Genomic DNA, 18,079 nt, shown 5'->3' with positions numbered 1-18,079 from the left:
AAAATGCATTAAATCTTGATTTTGATATATTTATAAAAATTTGATTTTAAGATAGTGAGAAATGCTAATTTTTCAGTAATTACCTCGTATAAGTTAAGGTTAATGTTTAGAATCTACAATTAATTATAACTTTTAATATGATGTAAAGATATGAAAATTATTGTTAATTTATAAATAACTTGTATAATACATTTTATGTAAACTGCTATAACTATAATACTAAATACTAAATTAAGTAGATATCTTGTCATTACCACTTAATCATATAATATTTTAAAAATTCAATGTAAAAATATAAAAAATTATATTATTAAATCCAAATATGTAGAAATTTGTTAAAAAATAAATTATAATGATACAGGACATATAAGGTGTCGACATGAAAGGTATAAGAGGAGGGCTATAAGTGAAGAGTTTGGGAAACAAAATGCTTAAGATTATTGGAACAATTTCTTTTTTATCATTGAGTGTATTAGTAGTAATAAATTTTATTGTTTTTAATTTATTGTTTACAAAAATTCAAAATGAAGTTAAGGATACAATTGTTGAAGCTAGGGATTCTATAAATGTGGACAAGCTTGGGAAGGTTTTAGACAATGAATCCATGGATAGTGAGGAATATAAAGAAGTACAAAATGGTATGTTAGTTTATAAAAGTGATAAGAATTTAAATTACTTTTATACATTAACTAAAGAAGAAGATAAAACATACTTCCTTGTAGATGGAAACATAACAGAAGCTAGTGAATTAGGGGAAGAATACATATATTCAAAAGAAATAGAAAGTGCATTTGAAGGAGAAGTAACATATACAAAGGAGCCTGTGACGGATGACTATGGAACATTTATTTCAGCTTATGCACCTATTAAAGATTCAGCAGGCAAGGTAATTGCAATTGCAGCTGTGGATAAAGATGTAGCTTATTTTGTAACTATCAGACAAACAATTTTAATGAGTGTAATAGTTGCTGCGGTGTTTATTTTAATTTTATCTATTTTATCTACTTTGGTATTTTCAAGAAGAGTATCAGCGAATGTAGGAAAAATAAATGAAGCTTTGAATAAAATGGCTGATGGTGATTTGAATATAGAATTAAATATACATAGTAAAGATGAATTTGAAAGCATAGCTAAAGCAATTAATAAATTTTCAACTACCTGTAGCAATACGATTAAGGTTATTAAAGGAACTTCAACCAAATTAGTTGAAGACTCAGAAAGTCTTTCAGCAGTTTCTGAAGAAATGGCAGCTTCAAGTGAAATGGTTTCATCCTCTGTAGAAGATGTTACTAATAGTTCTTCTTCCCAAGCTGAAGAAGTTTTAAATATGGATAACAGTTTAAAAATCTTTGGAGTTAAGATTGATGAAGCTGTTAATGATGTTAATGGAATTAATTCAAAAGTACAAAACATAAATTCAAAGGCAATGATGAGTAATGAGGATTTATCAGTTTTAGATAAATCAATAAAAGATATTTCAGGAGCTTTTAATGTGGTAAGTGATAAAATTCATGGGTTAAGCATGAATCTATCTCAAGTTAACGAAATCACTAGCTTAATAAACTCTATTGCAGAACAAACAAACTTACTTGCTCTTAATGCTGCTATAGAAGCAGCTCGTGCAGGAGAAGCTGGTAGAGGTTTTTCAGTAGTAGCTGAAGAAATCAGAAAGCTTGCAGAACAATCTAAGGAATCCTCAGAAGGAATTAATAAATTAATAGGTAGAATTTCTAAGGATAATTCTGAGGTAATGAATACCTCAAAGGATATGAGTAATAAACTAGATAATCAAATCCAAATAATAAATAATTCAATGACTTCCTTTAAGGATATAATAGATAATATTGAAGATGTCTCCGAAGTGATTACAAAGGTAAATTCAAATATTAACTCCTTAAATGATGAAAAGGATAAAATATTAAAAGGTGTAGAAAATGTAACTAATGGTGCGCAGGAAGTATCAGCTTATACAGAAGAAATACTAGCATCTTCCCAAGAGCTTAGCTCCTCTACTCAGGAAGTGGCAGCATCAGCCCAAGATTTGCGTAAAAAAGCTGAAGATATGATTGAGGCAGTAAATCATTTTAATGTTTAATAATATTTTTCAAAGAACAAGTCTTCTATAGTTTTTAATTGAGGAATAAATTTCTTAACTAGAAGCAGTTGAAAAGATTTTGCTATTCATTAAGCAGTTAAATTTATAAAAATAAAAAGTACTATATTTTCAAGTAGATGAAAGTATAGTACTTTTATTTTTGAATTTTTCTATAGTGTTGTTCCTGAATAAATTGTCTCTTCTTAAGGAATAACTAAAAATGAATGTAGGTAGTTGTAAATTATTTTAAATAAAGTTAGTTAAATTTATATGTAAATTAAATTGCTCAGTTTCTACCTATAATTAAAGAGTAAAAGAGGAGGAAGTATAATGAAGAATCATAAGATTAAAGTATTTTTAACAGTACTTGTAATAGCTCTAACGATTATAATTGGCTATAGCGGCTCTTATGCAAAAGCTGGAGATCATAATAGCAGCAGATATCCATTTCAATTACCGCAACTGCCTTATAGCTATGATGCATTAGAACCATATATAGATACAGAGACTATGACTATTCATCATCAAAAACATCATAAGGCTTACGTAGATAATTTGAATAAAGCATTAAGTAATTATCCAGATTTACAGGGTAAAACTCTTGAAGAATTATTAATGAATTTAAATACACTACCAAGAGACATAAGAGAGCAAGTAAGAAATAACGGTGGAGGTCATTACAATCATAGCTTCTTTTGGACTATCATGGATAAAGGTAAAGGAGGAGAACCTAAAGGAAAATTAAAAGATGATATCATAAAATCCTTTGGATCCTTTGATAATTTCAAAAAGGAATTTAAGGATGAAGCAACAAAGAGATTTGGAAGCGGTTGGGCATGGCTTGTTAAAGGTAAGGATGGTAAATTAAGCATTACTAGTACTGCAAATCAAGATAGTACAATAATGGTTGGCATAACTCCAATTTTAGGTATTGATGTGTGGGAACATGCATATTATTTAAAATATAAAAATGAAAGAGGTAGTTATATTGATGCCTGGTGGAATGTTGTTAACTGGGATGAAATAGAGAAAAATTATAAATAGTAAATTCTAAGGATATTATAATACAAAGGCTTTTTAAAATTTCTCTTATTTTCATTAGGAGAAGATGTTTTAAAAAGCTTTTTTATTGTAACCAAATTATCATATATATAATAGTATGTAATATATCGTAAAAACGTGATATAGTAATAGTGAGCTATCCACTGTGAAGTAGTATGGGCTACAATGATATCCATATGGGGTATTTATACGAGGATTAAATAAAGTAAAGTACCCTACATGAAAATAAACTTTTAACTAAATTATGCGGAGGTAATATAAATGAATGTTACGGTTTATTCCACAAGATCATGCCCATGGTGCACAAGAGTAAAAGACTATTTAAAGGTGAATGATATCAACTTTAAAGAAATAAACGTAGCTGAAGACCGTGCTGGAGCTATGGAAATGATTAGAAAATCAGGTCAAATGGGGGTTCCAGTACTAGATTTGAATGGAATTATAGTAGTTGGATTTGATAAAGAAAAAATAGATAATGTTTTAAATCTTTACTAATATATGGATTTAAAATACTAATACTAATAAATATATAAAAAACTAGCAAATTAGTGAACTGCACCCTGTCTACTTCACAGGGTACAGTTCAGCTTTTTTATATATTATAGATTAGTTATCGTTGCCCCTAAAAAGCTTCATAGCGATGCCAGCCACCGGGTTAACCTTTTTAAGTTCTACCGCTTTATGAAGACAAAGACATTCAATACAAACATCATAGTTGATTTCCTTAGTGCCTGTATTAATCGCATCCACAGGACAACTTTCTAAACACATATTACATTGTTTACAGTTTTTTAAGTTTACTTTTGGTCTTGCCTCTAGATAATCTATAACTTTAATCACTGCATATAAGCTAACTAAATTCATTGATGTAATTTGCTTTATTTATTAGTTTTTTTACCTACAGCTGCAAGATAAATTGTAAATTCATTTTCACCATCTAGTTTTAATATGTTATCTACCATGGTTTGGTCGTAGATTCCAATAGCACAAGTACCTGCATCTATTGACTCGCTAGCTAGGTAAAGATTTTGACAGATGTGACCTACATCTATAAGAATCTTCTTGTGAGCTGTTACATCAAATTTCCACTCTGATCTATAAGGAATAGTGCTCCAAGCAAAAACCACAGAAGCTTTAGAAGCAAATCTTGGAACAAAGGGTTGTTCTAAAGTTAAATCATTTATTGTATCCATTATATTTTCAATTTCATAGACAAAAAGTAATTTATGCTCCATTGGTAAGTACCTATAGATTCCTTGTGTTAGCCCTTCAACGTTGATTATGAATAAATAAGTCTCAAAGGAATGAGTAGCTCCACTACATGGAACAGTTCTTAAGGTGAAAGTATTATTGTTTGAAACCTTAGTTATTCCTTGAGTTGCCCATAAAAGATATGAAAGCTCCTCTAAGGATAAAGGGTGATTTTCATATAATCGCACACTTCTTCTTTCTTTTATACACTGAAAAATATCATTATTTGTTAAAGTGTCTTTTCTTACTTCAGGTAGGTCTATGATAGTTGAAGTTTTGTCATAGTCTTTTACAAGAGGGGGTTGGGAAATCCCAAGAGCTCTATCAGCCTTATGATTTTTCATTGGGGTAAAATCCGTTTTCAAAAACTCTCTATTAGCTTTAAATCTATCCATTATTAATGCCTCCATCTTTGGTACATAGTTTATTATAAGTAGCTGCTGAAGACATATTCAATAACTAATTAAGTAGGAGTATTACTCTAAAATTATTAGTTATTAAATATTGTTTACTCCAATTTACTATTATATAAAATATAAAGGAAAAAGTCAGTAACATAAATCACAATATACTAATATAACAATGAAGAATGTGTTAAGATTTTTGATAATTTGAAGTATGTACAAATGTAATAAGTGTGAAAGTATTGAAATGATATTATGAATAGAGGTAATATAATTTTAGGGTATAGTAAAAATGCACATATATTTTGGACATATGGTAACATGGGCAGTTAAGAATGGTTACAATCTTGCTCCTCTAGAGGTTAAGATGGACTACTCTGCTTCAATAAATGGAACGGTGCATAAATTATTTTTAAGGATTGTGTAGATGAATGATGAATTATATTAAAAATATTATTGAGTTTGGAAAGAAAAAATCAAAAGAACTTAAAAAGGAAGTAGGGGCATTGTACTTAGCTTATAAGAGAAAAGATGTACCCTGGTATGCAAAAGCCTTTGCATTAATTGTGGTAGGATACGCTATGAGTCCTATAGACTTAATTCCAGATTTTATTCCAATTCTTGGTTACCTAGATGATTTAATTCTTATACCACTTGGAATATCCGTTGCGTTAAAACTTATTCCTAAAGAAATAATGAATGAATGTAGGGCTGAGGCAGAAAGAGTATTTGGAAGTAAGAAGTTGAATAATTGGATTGCTGGCGTAGTAGTAGTGTCCATTTGGATGATTATAATACTATTAATAATTTTCAAATAAAAAATAAAGGCAAGAGTTAAACTTAACTCTTGCCAATTATTTTAAACTTGAGAATTATGATTTACAATGTTTGAAACTTGAGTAAAGACACTTAAAAGGTCAACTAAATCATCATAAGAAATTGGAATTCTAAATAATCCATAGGAAGATGGAGTATATTCATGTGGTTGATAGAAAAGTACTATTCCCTTAGGAGTTAAATAGAACTGTTGACTATCAGTTACGCCTTCATAATCGCTTATAAAAGGAACTCCATTTTCATTACATTTCTCTATAGCGATATCACTTAAAACATCTTTATAATTTGTATTTGGATTAAATAAATCTTCAAATTCATACTTCTCACCAGTATTACAATCGAAGGTTAATGAACTAAAAATGGTATCCTCTTTACTATCGGGTAATTGAATATGAATTGAGAATACTATACAAATCAATCCATTTTCTTTTAAAGGAACCTGATAAGAAACATCTACTGCCTCAATTTCCTTTTGTTCTGGAACTATAACCTGATTATTTAATAAAGATGTAACCTCACTGATGATTATATCATTAATATTGCTTTGAACCTCTTCATTTTCTAAGCCTGTAACAATTGGATAATCAACCTTAAATTCAGTTGGTGCTATAGTTTGAGTTTGTAAATTAGCAGCTACGTCAGTTGCTGGAGTACCATTAGTTGCACCATTCATATCTGGCAAAGTGGTTCCATTTAAATCTGTCATATCTAATATATCTACATCCTCAGCAATATTCACAGTAGTGCCCATATCAGCAAGATCCTGCATATTAGCTAAGTTGCCCATGGTGTTTACATTGTCATTGAGAGTCATAGGGATAGGTTGACTAAAATCAGGCATAGTTGTTACATCAGGTAAAGTACTTTTACCTAAGTCATCTTTTCGGTCCATACATGATCTTCCAAAACATTGGAAAAATTCTATATTTTGCAAACTAACTCCAAAGTATGACCAACTCCTACCAGTCCATCTAAAACCAGAAGCAGTTCTGCTATCTACGTCAAGGAGCCAAGCCCAGAAGGATTGACCATTTTTAAGCCAAATATACACAAATTGATATAGACATGGGCGGATAGAACCAGGGGACACAGCAAAAGTCTGTGGACCGCTGGAAAAAGATTGGCTTTGAGTTGAACTAGGTTTCTTAGGAGTTCCAGATGGAGGAGCTCCTGGAGGGCCACCTATGCCCCTAGTATTAGCAGTATCTCTTCCAAAACATTGAAAGAAAGCGATTCTTCTTAAATCAACTCCGAAATAAGTCCAACTTCGTCCAGTCCACCTAAAACCTGAAGCTGATCTTCTATCTACTCTTAGAAGCCAAGCCCAGAAGGATTGACCGTTTGTAAGCCAGATATATACAAATTGATGTAAGCATGGGCGAATAGAACCAGGGGATACAGCAAGAGTCTGCGGACCACCTGAAAAAGATTGGGTTTGAGAAGAACTAGGTTTCGTTGGAGTTCCTGATGGTGGAGCTCCTGGAGGGCCACCTTGGCCACCGCCTGGACCGCTACTAGGGCCACCAGAAGGTGGGCCAAATGGTGGGCCAAAGCCTCTATCTTTACTATTACCGATAGTATTTCTACCATAACATTCAAAGTAGTCAATTCTTCTTAAATCAACACCAAAGTAAACCCACCTTCTACCATTCCATCTAAAGCCAGAAGCTGTTCTTCTATCTACATTGGTAAGCCATGCCCAGAAGGAACGACCATTTCTTAACCAAATATAAACAAATTGATATCTGCAAGGTCTTATAGAGCCAGGTGATACAGCAAGGACCTGTGGTCCACCAAACTGTCCTTGACTTTGGAAAGAAGCGCCAGACTTGCTAGGAGTCATTGAAGGTGGTGGGCCAGGAGGTCCGCCTCCAGGCCCACCTCCTGGTCCACCAGGAAAACCACCAGAGCCGCCTTGAGGTCCAAATAATAATTGAGTTAATGGATTATTTTGAAATGGTGGTAAGTAACGTTCATCAGATTCAGTATTATCAATGTCAAAGTTATCAGCATCTTCATTAAAACTGTAAGTATTTAAAGGTACATAAGATACTTCATCATCTGTTTCTATAAGGTAATTAGAATTAGCATTACGAACAAACATTATAATTATACTCCTTAGTATTACTACAATATTATAATATACACTTCCGTTCATAATGTGCTTTTATATAGCTATATATGTAATAAATTCTCAGGAATTTATACGTTACATAAAATAATTTAAAAAAATATTGTAAAAAAGTAAATTATTATGATTTAGTTAATACATTTACAGGTTACAAGTATTGAAATTATAAGAAAAAATGAAAATATTAATTTTATAATAGTGGCTTAATTAAACTATTGTGAAATATTGGAAACATAAAATTACTTATGAAAAAATAATTATCCAAAGCCACGAAATATTACAAGGGCTATTAATTGAGTTTCGGGACAAACTATAAATACACAAATAAATAAAAAAATTAAAAAGTACTGGCTATCATATCTCTAATAATTTGGTTAATAGAAACTAAATAAAGGAGGAATAACTTATGAAAAATATTAATGTAGCTAGACATAGGGCAATAAGTCCACAAACAAAACAACAATTAACAAAATTTAAACAAGAAATATCAGAAGATTTTGCTTGGCGAAATAAAAAGGAAGATAAATATCGAAAATAAATTAATTTTGAAAGTATTTAGTTACTAAAACTATAATAAGTTGTGAAATTAATTTTCTTTTAATATTCTAAAACTACCAACGTAATTGGTAGTTTTTTCTTTGAGATTTATAGTAAAATAAAATTATAGAAATTAAGATATTATTAAATGTGACAATTTATATAAAGGGTGAATTTTTTATTTTCCCACTTATAATACGTACTTTTATCTTATATCTAATAATTAGATGAAATAGGGGGATAAATATGATTTGCGGAAAGAAAGTAATCATAAGACAATTGGAATTAGGAGATGAAGCATATCTTTATAGATGGTGGAATGATGAAAACCTTATGGCTCATGCAGGCCTTGCTTTTGGAACATTGCAAAGTAAGGAAAGTATTAGATTGAATATTTTGAAGGAAATAGAAAGTTCAGCACTGTTTCCAGAGAAAAAAAGATTTATAATTTGTAAAAAAGAAGATATGACTCCTATAGGAGAAATGAACTACATTAGTTGGGATATAAGAAATCAAAAGTGTATGTTAGGAATTAAAATATGTGAAATACCTGAGCAAGGTAAGGGGTATGGGGAGGATGCACTTATTCATTTTATAGATTTTCTATTTAAGTTTTTAAATTTAAATAAGATAGAATTGGATACAATGGTAGATAATAAAAGATCTAGAAGCATCTATAAGAAGTTGGGCTTTAAGGAAATAGGGATTATTAGACAAGGGTATTTTGATAGTAGAAATGGAAAGTTTCAAGATGTAATGTACATGGATTTATTAAAATGTGATTGGAGAAGGAAAGAAGAGTAAAGGGGGAGAGGGTTTGAATAAAAGAAGGATACTTGTGTTAGCAATAATTTTTATGGTGGCAACGACTTTTATATATTATTCTAAGCCTACAAAAGTCACAGTAGAGCTCGAAGGAATAAGATTCAATAAAAATATAGAAAATAAAATAGACAATACTGCTATAAAGTTTGAGGGATATATCTATAAAAAAATCTCAAAACCTAATACTTTTAGAGGTCATATATACATTGATGGAAAAAAATATCCTCATGCCAGTATAGATTTATTAAAGGATTCCTATTCAGATTTATTGTATTGGGAAGGTGATGAAAACTCACCTGTGGATGGAATATTTTTAAGTCTTGGGCAAATATTTATAGATGAAAATTTTAGCAGATTTGAATTAAGGGTTAGTAATGAGTATGGAATAAGCACTGATGAAACTATAAGTGCACCTGCTAGTAATATGAACGAGGCTGAAGAAGTTTTACAGGAAATTAAATATAAAATAATGAGTAAGTATTAGTAACTCTTCTTATATTAGAACAAATAAACTTAACTAACTAATAAATCTGTATATGTATGAACAGCATACATTTTTAAGTTTTATCAATTGAAATAAATAGTAAATTTCATAGTGAAAAGATTTTCTAAACACATTAATAGAAGGAGAAACAATATGGATAAAGATTCTTTAGAGCAGCTTTTACAATTAGTTAAAGATGAAAAAATAAACATTGAGGAAGCTGTGTCAAAACTTACAGATCTACCATATAAAGATATGGGGTTTGCTAACATAGATAACCACAGAGAGCTAAGAGTAGGATATCCAGAGGTTATTTATTGTGGGGGAAAAACAGTAGAACAGGTAAAACATATTTTTGAATTTATGGCTACAAAAAACTGCAATATATTGGGCACAAGAGCTACAGAAGAAATGTATCAAGAGGTAAAGAAGATTTGTGAAGATGCTGAATATAATACGCTAGGAAGAACTATTACAGTAAAAAGAAAAGAAATGCAAACCACAGATAGCTATATTGCTATAGTAGCAGCAGGGACTTCGGATTTGCCGGTGGTAGAAGAGGCTTATGAAACAGCTAAAATTTTTGGCAATAAAGTTGAAAAAATTGTGGATGTAGGAGTGGCAGGTATACATAGACTTTTCAATAGATTGGAATTAATTAGAGGAGCAAAGGTTATTATAGTTGTTGCAGGTATGGAAGGGGCTCTTGCCAGTGTTATGGGAGGTTTGGTAGACAAACCAATCATAGGAGTTCCAACTAGCATCGGATATGGCACAAATTTTGGAGGAGTTTCTGCTCTTTTATGTATGCTAAATAGTTGCTCAAGCGGACTTAGTGTAGTTAATATTGATAACGGTTTTGGAGCTGCTTATCAAGCTAGTATGATAAATAAATTATAGGAGATGAACACCATCTATGGACTTAGTTGAAGTTCTAAAGATTTTAGGAGATGAAAATAGAATAAGAATTTTAAATATATTAAAAGAGGATGCTATTTGTGTATATGAAATTGAAAGTATTCTAGGGCTAAATCAATCCAATGTATCCAGGCACCTAACAAGGCTTACTTCCTGTAAGCTTATAAAAAGTTATAAAAAAGCACAATATGTGTATTATAGAATAAATGAAGAGATTCTTGAAAAACATAAGTTTATTAGAAATATATTAGATGAAGAGGTCTTAAACATAGATAAATGTATAAAAGATACTGAGACTCTTTTAGAATACAAGAATAAGAATTTAACTTGTGAGGACTTTGCAAATAATGCTGTAAAATGAGGCAAAAATAATTACATATATTACATATAAAGAAAGGAATTAAGAAAATGGTTACCTTTAATAATAAATGGGATGAACTTTTGCAAGAAGAATTTCAACAGGAATATTATTTAAAGTTAAGGCAATTTTTAGTTGAAGAATATAATACTAAAACTATCTATCCAGATAAAAATGACATATTTAATGCATTGAAATTAACGAGTTACCAGGATGTAAAAGTTGTTATCATTGGTCAAGATCCTTATCATGGGCCTAATCAAGCTCATGGGCTTTCCTTTTCTGTGCAACCTAATGTACAGGTACCACCATCACTTTTAAATATGTATAAGGAACTTAAAAATGATCTTGGGTGTTTTATTCCTAATAATGGGTACTTAGTGCCTTGGGCAGACCAAGGAGTATTGCTACTAAATGCAGTACTCACAGTAAGAGCTGGTGAAGCAAATTCTCATAGGAAAAAGGGTTGGGAAAAGTTCACAGATAAAGTAATAGCTTTATTAAATGAAAGGCCTGAACCAATTGTGTTTTTACTATGGGGTAATAATGCCAAAGAAAAAGGGGAGTTAGTAACAAACAAACAACATTTTATTCTGACCTCAGTACATCCAAGTCCTCTTTCTGCAAATAGAGGGTTCTTTGGGTGTAAGCATTTTTCTAAGACTAATGAAATATTAAAGTCCTTAGGGCAAGAAGAAATAAATTGGCAAATAGAAAATTTATAATTTAATTTTACAAAGGCATGGGTATTTAATTATACCCATGTCTTTTATAGTTTAAGGGCATTAAAAAATAACAATTCAAAGATAGCAACTCAAAGGTGTGATTAGTATCTTGAACTCACAAGCTTTCTTATGAGCATAAGACTTCTTATGAACATAAGATTTTAAGGCTCATTATGAGCATAGAACCTCTTATGCCAACAGGTAAGCTTTTTAAGGCAGAAAATAGAATCTTATGAAGTGTACTATCATTAGATTTCACTGATACAGAATGAAAGCAGATAGCTAAGTGTAATTTTAGTAATTTATGCCAAAATCCTTTTTTTACATAAAGTTCATCTCAGCTACATAGTTAAGTGATAACATATTGAAAGATAGTCACTTAGAAAATTAATACATATTCAAGGAAGTTTTAAGCTTAAAGTTGCATTTAAAGCGGTTTTAGAAGAATAGAAGTTTTATTTTCAGTAGTAGTTAAGCAAATTCAATGGAAATCTAGCCAGTATTTTCGACACATGTAATAAAATAAGCCAATTCACCATTATACACATTGAAGAATAAACAAATTTTGACAGCAAATGGAATAAATTTTAATAAAACCTTGTAATACTATGTAAAAATTAGTTATAATATTAACATGTGGATTAAAGTTACATATCCTAGAAAAGAAATAACTTAAATATAAGCTTATTTAGGACAAGCTTTATATAAGGAGGAACTATGAATAAAACAGTAAAAGTAATAATAGCTGCAATATTATGTAGCAATTTAATAACTGTATCAGTTATGGCTGATGATTTAGGAAGCAAAAAGGAAGAATCAAGTCAATTAAAACAAGAGATATCTAATAGTAAGGATAAAATGAAAGAGTTGGAAAATACTAAAAATGATATTCTTAAAGAGTTAGAAGCGATAAATAATAATATTACTACTTTAGATGAAGAAGTGGATAATTTAAATTTTAAAATTGCCAAAGCAACTGGCACTATAGTTGAGCTTGAAGAAAAGTCAGAAAAGTTAAGACTAGACTTGGAAAAAAATAAAGAGATAATGGACAAGCGACTTAGAGCTTTGTACATGAGCCAAGGTCAAGGATATGTTGAAGTATTATTTGAGGCAAAAGGTATATCTGATTTCATTGAAAAGTTAGAAGTTATTGGAACCCTTGTTAAGTATGATAAAGGTGTAATTAATGAGTTCAAGAAAAATCAAGATGAATTAGTTAATACATTAAACACTGTAGAAATAGAGAAAAAGGGTCTTGAAAGTAATAGAGCAATAGTTCAAGCTAAAGTAGATGAACTGAATAGTAAAAAGAGTGAAAAAGATATCTTAATGGCTAAGGCACAAGAGGATATTGCTACACAAGAAAAAGTTATAGCACAACAAGAAGATGAATTTCAGCAAATAGCTTCTATAATTAGCCAGATGGAAAAAGACCAGAGACCTTCAAGAGGTAATTCTGGAGGTGGACAAGTATCTAATGGAAACCTTTATTCCATTACAGGTGGAACTAGATATTCAATTACTTCAGGTTACGGATGGAGATCAAGTCCGATAAAAGGTGGACAAGAATTTCATCCAGCTATTGATATCGGAGCACCAAATGGCTCAGGAGTTTATTCTTTAATGGGCGGTACTGTGGCTTATGCAGGGTGGATGAATGGATATGGTAATGTAGTAGTTGTAAACCATGGTGATATTAGCACTTTATATGCTCATAATTCAAAGCTTTTAGTTAGTGTAGGTCAACAAGTTGAAGGTGGAGAAAAGATTTCATTAGTAGGATCAACAGGATGGTCAACTGGACCTCATATACATTTTGAAGTTAGAGATTCAAGTGGTCAAAAGATGGATCCAACAGATTACTATATATATTAAAATGTAGTTTAGCTTTTTTAAAGATTAAACACAATAAATTTAACTGCAAATAAAGCTATTATAAAAGCTTAATCCTTAGTTTTTATAATAGAAAAAAGTACTATCAAAATTAAATTAGTTTTGATAGTGCTTTTGTTTTAAGCGGATTTTTTTATTGTATTGTTTATCTGAGAATATATTTTAAAGTTAATTAAATATTTATCTTTATGAATCCATTCATAATTGCTCCATGATTTATTTCTATAATTTAAACATAGACAGAGAGAAAATAAAAGATATTTCTAGGAGGAATAAATATGAATAGAAAAGTTATAGTATCAACAATATTAGCAGCTGTTTTAGTTACATTTTCAGGAATTGCATATGCTGCAGAGCAAAACAATACTACACCAGAATGGTTTAAATCCATGATTGAATGGAGAAAAGACCAAGTTAATGAACAAGTTGAAAATGGTAATCTAACAAATGAGCAGGGAAAACAATGGAATGAAAAGATAGACGCTATGGAAGAATACCATAAAGAAAATGGATTCGGACCTGGTGCATGTGGGAATAGCATAAGTGAAGATGGATCTACACAAGGATTTGGTCCGGGAATGATGAGAAATTTTAAAGATAATAGTAATCTTCCTTCAGGAATGATGGAAAATTTTAAAAGTAACGATGATTTGGGATCAGGAATGATGGGTAATTTTAACGGATTATCAGAACAGTAGAATCATTAAATTAAATTGTAATACAGAAAAATTGATTTAATAAATAACACAGACTAAATTAAAGGAGGTAAATATATGTTTGGATGCGGAATAGGTGCAGGATTTACTGGTGGATGGTCAGCATGGATGATTATACCTATGATATTTAGATTGTTAGTAATTGTAGGGGTAATATATTTTGGAATAAAACTAGTTAAAAGTCATATTAAGAGTAATAACCACGCTGTTAAAATATTAGATGAAAAATATGCTATGGGAGAAATTACTGAAGAAGAATATTTAAAAAGAAAAAATATAATGGGCAAATAAAAAATAATGTATTTAGATAGCTAGGGACTAGTCTCTGGCTATTTTGATATAATAATAAACATATGAATCAAAAGAAATAGCCCTATTAATTTTTAAAATATGATAAGTTATGAATCCCATGAAAATAATAGTCTTTGGAATCAAAAGTTAATTAGTAAGCTATAATAAATCCTGTTTAAGAATTGGAGGATATCCATGAAGGAAAGATTTAAAATATTAGTTGTAGATGATGAGGAAAGAATAATAGAGGTTGTAAAGGCTTATTTAGAAAAGGAAGATTATGAAGTAATAACTGCTACAAATGGTAAAGAAGCTCTTGAATTATTTAAAGAAGATACAGTTCATTTAGTTGTATTAGATCTTATGATTCCGAAAATATCTGGAGAACAAGTTTGTTCAAAGATAAGAGAAGTTTCCCATGTACCCATTATTATGCTTACAGCAAAAGTGGAAGAAGAAGATAAACTAGAAGGGCTTGCTATTGGAGCTGATGACTATCTAACAAAGCCCTTTAGTGCAAGAGAACTTGTAGGAAGGGTAAAAGCTCTACTTAGAAGGGCATATAGGGAAGAAAGTCCACTTGCAGAACATTTAATCTTCAATGACGGGGATTTAGAAGTTGATATAAGAAAAATGAAAGTACTAAAAAGGGGAATTGAGGTTATTTTAACACCTTATGAGTTTAAGGTGTTGGTATCACTTTTAACTAATCCGGGGCAGGTTTTTTCAAGAGAACAGCTGGTTGAAAGAGCCTTTGGTTATGATTATGAAGGGTTTGATAGAACTATAGACACCTATATAAAGAACATAAGACAAAGGATTGAAGATAATCCCAAAAGTCCAAATTATATTACTACCATATATGGGGTAGGATATAGATTTGGGGGGAAAGACTAATGAAGATTTCTTTAAAAAGGAAACTCACCTTAGGATTTTTAATTGCAGTTATTGGTTCTATAATAATTGCCAGCACTATATCTAATCATATGATAGGTAAGAGATTTAATGAATACTTAGTCCAAGAACATAAGGAGAAAATAAATGAAGTTATAGTGGCAATTGAAGATATGTATTCGGTGGAGAATGGTTTTGAAGGGATAGAATATGATGAAATCAGAAGGTATGCTGTATTAAATGAATTGTATATAGAAATAGAAAATATGAATGAAAAAGTGGTATATACATCTGGAGATGCCCATCTTCAACATAAAAATATGATGGAGTCCATGATGGGAAGAGGAATGGGCAATATGATGGGAAATATGAATAATTTAAGCTTAGGAGATTACAAGGAAGAAAAACAATTGTTAAAGAAGGATTCTGTTACTTTTGGAAAGGTCACCATCGGTTATTTTGGTACTTCTTACTTAAGTACTGCAGCAATAACCTTTAGAATGACACTAAATCAATCTTTTATTATAGCCATGTTCATAACTCTCTTCTTAGGTCTTGTAGTGAGTTGGTTTTTATCTAGACAAATATCAAAACCCTTAGTAAAAATAAAAGAAGTGGCTAATAGCATGAGACATGGAAACTTAGAAGTAAGATCTAATATAAGGACTAACACCACGGAAATTCAAGAATTATCAAATTCCATCAATTATCTAGCAGAAGCTCTTCAGCAGCAAGAAACTCTTCGCAAAAGACTGACCTCAGATATAGCACATGAAATAAGAACCCCTCTTACTACCTTGAGAACCCACGTGGAGGCACTTATAGATGGAGTATGGGAGCCAACTAAAGATAGGTTGCAGGTTTTCTATGAGGAACTAGAACGGTTGACAAAGTTAGTAGAAAATTTAAGGAATCTTTCTAATTTAGAGAAATCTGAAACAATAATAAATAAAACAAACTTAAATCTAACAAATGAAATAACAAAGATTGTGGAAACTTTTGTTCCATTATATGAAAAGAGTGGATTTAAAATACTTACAAATTTGCAAATGGATGTGTATGGGGTTATGGATAAAGATAAATTAAAGCAAGTTCTGCATAATCTTCTTTCTAATGCTCATAGGTATTTGAATGAGGGTGGTATAGTGACTGTTTCGCTATCAACTATGAAAAATAAGACAATTATAAAAGTTGAAGATAATGGGGAAGGTATCCCTAGGGAGGATATACCTCATATATTCGAAAGATTTTATAGAAGTGACGTATCGAGAAATAAAACTACAGGGGGCACAGGTCTTGGGCTAACAATAACAAAAACTTTAGTTGAGGCTCATGGCGGAAACATAGGAGTAGAAAGTGAAGTAGGAATTGGAACTAGATTTATAATAGAAATCCCAACATAAAGATTTTAAGTTTATTAAAGACCTGACATTAAGTTGTCAGGTCTTTAATGTTTATTCATTTTTTGAAAATAATATCAACTGGTTGATTTTCACCTTAGTAGATGTTTTCTATTAATGCTTATAACTTTTCTTATATTAAATATCTTATATCTTTATATGTTCTACACATTTTAATACTAAAATAATCACAGTTAGTGAATGTTTTAGAGGGGTTAGAAATGGGTAAGTTCCAAAACGCTAAGGTGATTATAGATACATAAAATAAAAGAATATTGATTAGAATGTGTCCCTGGATTTATTATTTAAAATTTACCTAAACTACTTATTAAAAGGGACTCTAAAGTGATGAAAATTTGGACAAGTATAGTAAAACTTGTATGAAGATATAAAAAACTATATATGCAACATACTTTATTTATAGACGTTTTTAAAATCTATAATGATAATATATAAAATTACTAATGCAAAAAATCTTAAAGTCAATAACTTTGGAGGAAAAAATTCATGATTAAAAAACTGATCTACAAGTACCTGGTATACATTATTTATTTCTTAGGAATTGGTATGACCTCAAGTGGGATTGTATTAATGCCCTTTAACTCTGTAAGGTATTCAATAATATTAAGTATTGGACTTGGCTTGTTTATAACTGGATCGGTATTTAATGAGGTAGTAATTGATAATAGGCATTTATCCAAAATCGAAAGTATAAAGCTTGTTGTTGTTTCCTTAACTCTTGCTATAGGAATAGGAATGATAAGCGGTGGAATATCACATTTTAAAGAAAGTCCTAATTATGTAGCACTGTTGATTCCATTAGGAATAGTGATTTCTTTTATTAGTTTTACAATAAAGAGTAATGTTAAATTGAGTAAAGAAGCTTTTATTACATTAATTGTAGCTGTTGTGGCATTTGCAGTAGTAATTAATATAGGGTTGTCTATGATGGCAAGTGGAATGATGGTAGATATGGCACCAGGGGGAGATATCTTTAAAGGTGGACACTAATTTTAATAAAAGTCTTAGGCTAAAGATTTTATCTGTATGATATCCTTTGTAATTAAAGAAGAGCATGAGTAATAAAGTTTCATGAAAGTGTTGGGCTAAAAGTAAGTTATAAAAGCAAAGAAGTATTAAAATATTAAAAACATATAAATAAAACAAAATAATTAATAACTTAAAAAATAGGAGGAATTAAAAATGAAGAAAAGAAATATATTTATGAGTGCTGTTTTAGCGTTAACTTTAGCAA

Annotated in this window: 20 protein-coding genes; 17 read left to right on the top strand and 3 right to left on the bottom strand. The window is 30.5% G+C overall.

Annotated elements, in window-relative coordinates; genetic code table 11:
• The first annotated feature begins 406 nt into the window (after positions 1–406).
• From RR409_RS06815 to RR409_RS06805, 3 genes are all read left to right on the top strand, one after another.
• Positions 407–2,095 (top strand): methyl-accepting chemotaxis protein, encoded by a 1,689-nt coding sequence (locus tag RR409_RS06815; protein ID WP_332556987.1) that lies wholly within the window; start codon positions 407–409, stop codon positions 2,093–2,095.
• A gap of 330 nt (positions 2,096–2,425) precedes the next feature.
• Positions 2,426–3,139, top strand: a complete 714-nt coding sequence (locus RR409_RS06810; RefSeq protein ID WP_332556986.1) for a superoxide dismutase — start codon at positions 2,426–2,428, stop codon at positions 3,137–3,139.
• Between the two features lie 279 nt (positions 3,140–3,418).
• The gene (locus tag RR409_RS06805; RefSeq protein ID WP_332556985.1) at positions 3,419–3,652 is read left to right on the top strand and encodes a glutaredoxin domain-containing protein; all 234 of its coding nucleotides are present in this window, start codon (positions 3,419–3,421) and stop codon (positions 3,650–3,652) included.
• Positions 3,653–3,763: 111 nt separating this feature from the next.
• Here RR409_RS06805 and RR409_RS06800 read toward each other — a convergent pair whose 3' ends face one another.
• Positions 3,764–4,021 carry a 4Fe-4S binding protein gene (locus RR409_RS06800; protein ID WP_332556984.1) on the bottom strand — a complete coding sequence of 86 codons (258 nt, stop codon included), beginning with the start codon at positions 4,019–4,021 and terminating at the stop codon, positions 3,764–3,766.
• 14 nt (positions 4,022–4,035) lie between these two features.
• Positions 4,036–4,803, bottom strand: coding sequence for a SagB/ThcOx family dehydrogenase (locus tag RR409_RS06795; protein ID WP_332556983.1), 768 nt, complete (start codon positions 4,801–4,803; stop codon positions 4,036–4,038).
• Between the two features lie 301 nt (positions 4,804–5,104).
• On the opposite strand from RR409_RS06795, the gene RR409_RS06790 reads away from it, so the two are divergent.
• Positions 5,105–5,239: a hypothetical protein gene (locus RR409_RS06790; RefSeq protein WP_332556982.1), complete on the top strand. Its 135-nt coding sequence runs from the start codon at positions 5,105–5,107 to the stop codon at positions 5,237–5,239.
• Positions 5,240–5,246: 7 nt separating this feature from the next.
• The gene (locus RR409_RS06785; RefSeq protein WP_332557106.1) at positions 5,247–5,630 is read left to right on the top strand and encodes a YkvA family protein; all 384 of its coding nucleotides are present in this window, start codon (positions 5,247–5,249) and stop codon (positions 5,628–5,630) included.
• Positions 5,631–5,671: 41 nt separating this feature from the next.
• Here the strand turns inward: RR409_RS06785 and RR409_RS06780 are convergent, their stop codons facing one another.
• Entirely contained in the window at positions 5,672–7,753 is a 2,082-nt protein-coding gene (locus RR409_RS06780) for a DUF3298 domain-containing protein (RefSeq protein ID WP_332556981.1), read from the bottom strand.
• 433 nt (positions 7,754–8,186) lie between these two features.
• On the opposite strand from RR409_RS06780, the gene RR409_RS06775 reads away from it, so the two are divergent.
• From RR409_RS06775 to RR409_RS06720, 12 genes are all read left to right on the top strand, one after another.
• Positions 8,187–8,318 carry a hypothetical protein gene (locus RR409_RS06775; protein ID WP_332556980.1) on the top strand — a complete coding sequence of 44 codons (132 nt, stop codon included), beginning with the start codon at positions 8,187–8,189 and terminating at the stop codon, positions 8,316–8,318.
• A gap of 245 nt (positions 8,319–8,563) precedes the next feature.
• Positions 8,564–9,121 carry a GNAT family protein gene (locus RR409_RS06770; RefSeq protein ID WP_332556979.1) on the top strand — a complete coding sequence of 186 codons (558 nt, stop codon included), beginning with the start codon at positions 8,564–8,566 and terminating at the stop codon, positions 9,119–9,121.
• Between the two features lie 13 nt (positions 9,122–9,134).
• Entirely contained in the window at positions 9,135–9,626 is a 492-nt protein-coding gene (locus tag RR409_RS06765; protein WP_332556978.1) for a hypothetical protein, read from the top strand.
• 153 nt (positions 9,627–9,779) lie between these two features.
• Positions 9,780–10,526, top strand: a complete 747-nt coding sequence (gene larB, locus RR409_RS06760; RefSeq protein ID WP_332556977.1) for a nickel pincer cofactor biosynthesis protein LarB — start codon at positions 9,780–9,782, stop codon at positions 10,524–10,526.
• A 16-nt stretch (positions 10,527–10,542) separates the two neighbouring features.
• Complete coding sequence (locus tag RR409_RS06755; RefSeq protein ID WP_332556976.1) at positions 10,543–10,905, top strand: metalloregulator ArsR/SmtB family transcription factor; 363 nt, start codon at positions 10,543–10,545, stop codon at positions 10,903–10,905.
• 47 nt (positions 10,906–10,952) lie between these two features.
• The gene (locus RR409_RS06750) at positions 10,953–11,627 is read left to right on the top strand and encodes a uracil-DNA glycosylase (protein ID WP_332556975.1); all 675 of its coding nucleotides are present in this window, start codon (positions 10,953–10,955) and stop codon (positions 11,625–11,627) included.
• 717 nt (positions 11,628–12,344) lie between these two features.
• Positions 12,345–13,505, top strand: a complete 1,161-nt coding sequence (locus RR409_RS06745) for a peptidoglycan DD-metalloendopeptidase family protein (RefSeq protein ID WP_332556974.1) — start codon at positions 12,345–12,347, stop codon at positions 13,503–13,505.
• 296 nt (positions 13,506–13,801) lie between these two features.
• A complete protein-coding gene (locus tag RR409_RS06740) occupies positions 13,802–14,221 on the top strand; it encodes a DUF2680 domain-containing protein (protein ID WP_332556973.1) in 420 nt (139 codons plus the stop codon).
• A 75-nt stretch (positions 14,222–14,296) separates the two neighbouring features.
• Entirely contained in the window at positions 14,297–14,530 is a 234-nt protein-coding gene (locus RR409_RS06735; protein ID WP_332556972.1) for an SHOCT domain-containing protein, read from the top strand.
• Positions 14,531–14,725: 195 nt separating this feature from the next.
• The gene (locus tag RR409_RS06730; RefSeq protein ID WP_332556971.1) at positions 14,726–15,427 is read left to right on the top strand and encodes a response regulator transcription factor; all 702 of its coding nucleotides are present in this window, start codon (positions 14,726–14,728) and stop codon (positions 15,425–15,427) included.
• On the top strand, positions 15,427–16,827 hold the full coding sequence (locus tag RR409_RS06725) for a HAMP domain-containing sensor histidine kinase (RefSeq protein WP_332556970.1): 1,401 nt from the start codon (positions 15,427–15,429) through the stop codon (positions 16,825–16,827). The genes RR409_RS06730 and RR409_RS06725 overlap by 1 nt, the downstream gene beginning before the upstream one ends.
• Positions 16,828–17,331: 504 nt before the next feature.
• Positions 17,332–17,835 carry a hypothetical protein gene (locus RR409_RS06720; RefSeq protein ID WP_332556969.1) on the top strand — a complete coding sequence of 168 codons (504 nt, stop codon included), beginning with the start codon at positions 17,332–17,334 and terminating at the stop codon, positions 17,833–17,835.
• Positions 17,836–18,079 lie beyond the last annotated feature (244 nt).

The sequence above is a fragment of the Clostridium sp. genome, assembly GCF_036642255.1.
Classification (GTDB): Bacteria; Bacillota; Clostridia; order Clostridiales; family Clostridiaceae; genus Clostridium_J.
This window is presented reverse-complemented; position numbering and strand designations above follow the sequence as displayed.

Excerpts from the sequence above, each read along its gene's own strand:
- RR409_RS06750 (WP_332556975.1), top strand. The coding sequence starts at position 10,953 with ATGGTTACCTTTAATAATAAATGGGATGAACTTTTGCAAGAAGAATTT.
- RR409_RS06735 (WP_332556972.1), top strand. The coding sequence starts at position 14,297 with ATGTTTGGATGCGGAATAGGTGCAGGATTTACTGGTGGATGGTCAGCA.
- RR409_RS06775 (WP_332556980.1), top strand. The coding sequence starts at position 8,187 with ATGAAAAATATTAATGTAGCTAGACATAGGGCAATAAGTCCACAAACA.
- RR409_RS06740 (WP_332556973.1), top strand. The coding sequence starts at position 13,802 with ATGAATAGAAAAGTTATAGTATCAACAATATTAGCAGCTGTTTTAGTT.
- RR409_RS06795 (WP_332556983.1), bottom strand. The coding sequence starts at position 4,803 with ATGGATAGATTTAAAGCTAATAGAGAGTTTTTGAAAACGGATTTTACC.
- RR409_RS06780 (WP_332556981.1), bottom strand. The coding sequence starts at position 7,753 with ATGTTTGTTCGTAATGCTAATTCTAATTACCTTATAGAAACAGATGAT.
- RR409_RS06755 (WP_332556976.1), top strand. The coding sequence starts at position 10,543 with ATGGACTTAGTTGAAGTTCTAAAGATTTTAGGAGATGAAAATAGAATA.
- RR409_RS06785 (WP_332557106.1), top strand. The coding sequence starts at position 5,247 with ATGAATTATATTAAAAATATTATTGAGTTTGGAAAGAAAAAATCAAAA.
- RR409_RS06720 (WP_332556969.1), top strand. The coding sequence starts at position 17,332 with ATGATTAAAAAACTGATCTACAAGTACCTGGTATACATTATTTATTTC.
- RR409_RS06770 (WP_332556979.1), top strand. The coding sequence starts at position 8,564 with ATGATTTGCGGAAAGAAAGTAATCATAAGACAATTGGAATTAGGAGAT.
- RR409_RS06800 (WP_332556984.1), bottom strand. The coding sequence starts at position 4,021 with ATGAATTTAGTTAGCTTATATGCAGTGATTAAAGTTATAGATTATCTA.
- larB (WP_332556977.1), top strand. The coding sequence starts at position 9,780 with ATGGATAAAGATTCTTTAGAGCAGCTTTTACAATTAGTTAAAGATGAA.
- RR409_RS06790 (WP_332556982.1), top strand. The coding sequence starts at position 5,105 with ATGCACATATATTTTGGACATATGGTAACATGGGCAGTTAAGAATGGT.
- RR409_RS06745 (WP_332556974.1), top strand. The coding sequence starts at position 12,345 with ATGAATAAAACAGTAAAAGTAATAATAGCTGCAATATTATGTAGCAAT.
- RR409_RS06805 (WP_332556985.1), top strand. The coding sequence starts at position 3,419 with ATGAATGTTACGGTTTATTCCACAAGATCATGCCCATGGTGCACAAGA.
- RR409_RS06730 (WP_332556971.1), top strand. The coding sequence starts at position 14,726 with ATGAAGGAAAGATTTAAAATATTAGTTGTAGATGATGAGGAAAGAATA.
- RR409_RS06810 (WP_332556986.1), top strand. The coding sequence starts at position 2,426 with ATGAAGAATCATAAGATTAAAGTATTTTTAACAGTACTTGTAATAGCT.
- RR409_RS06725 (WP_332556970.1), top strand. The coding sequence starts at position 15,427 with ATGAAGATTTCTTTAAAAAGGAAACTCACCTTAGGATTTTTAATTGCA.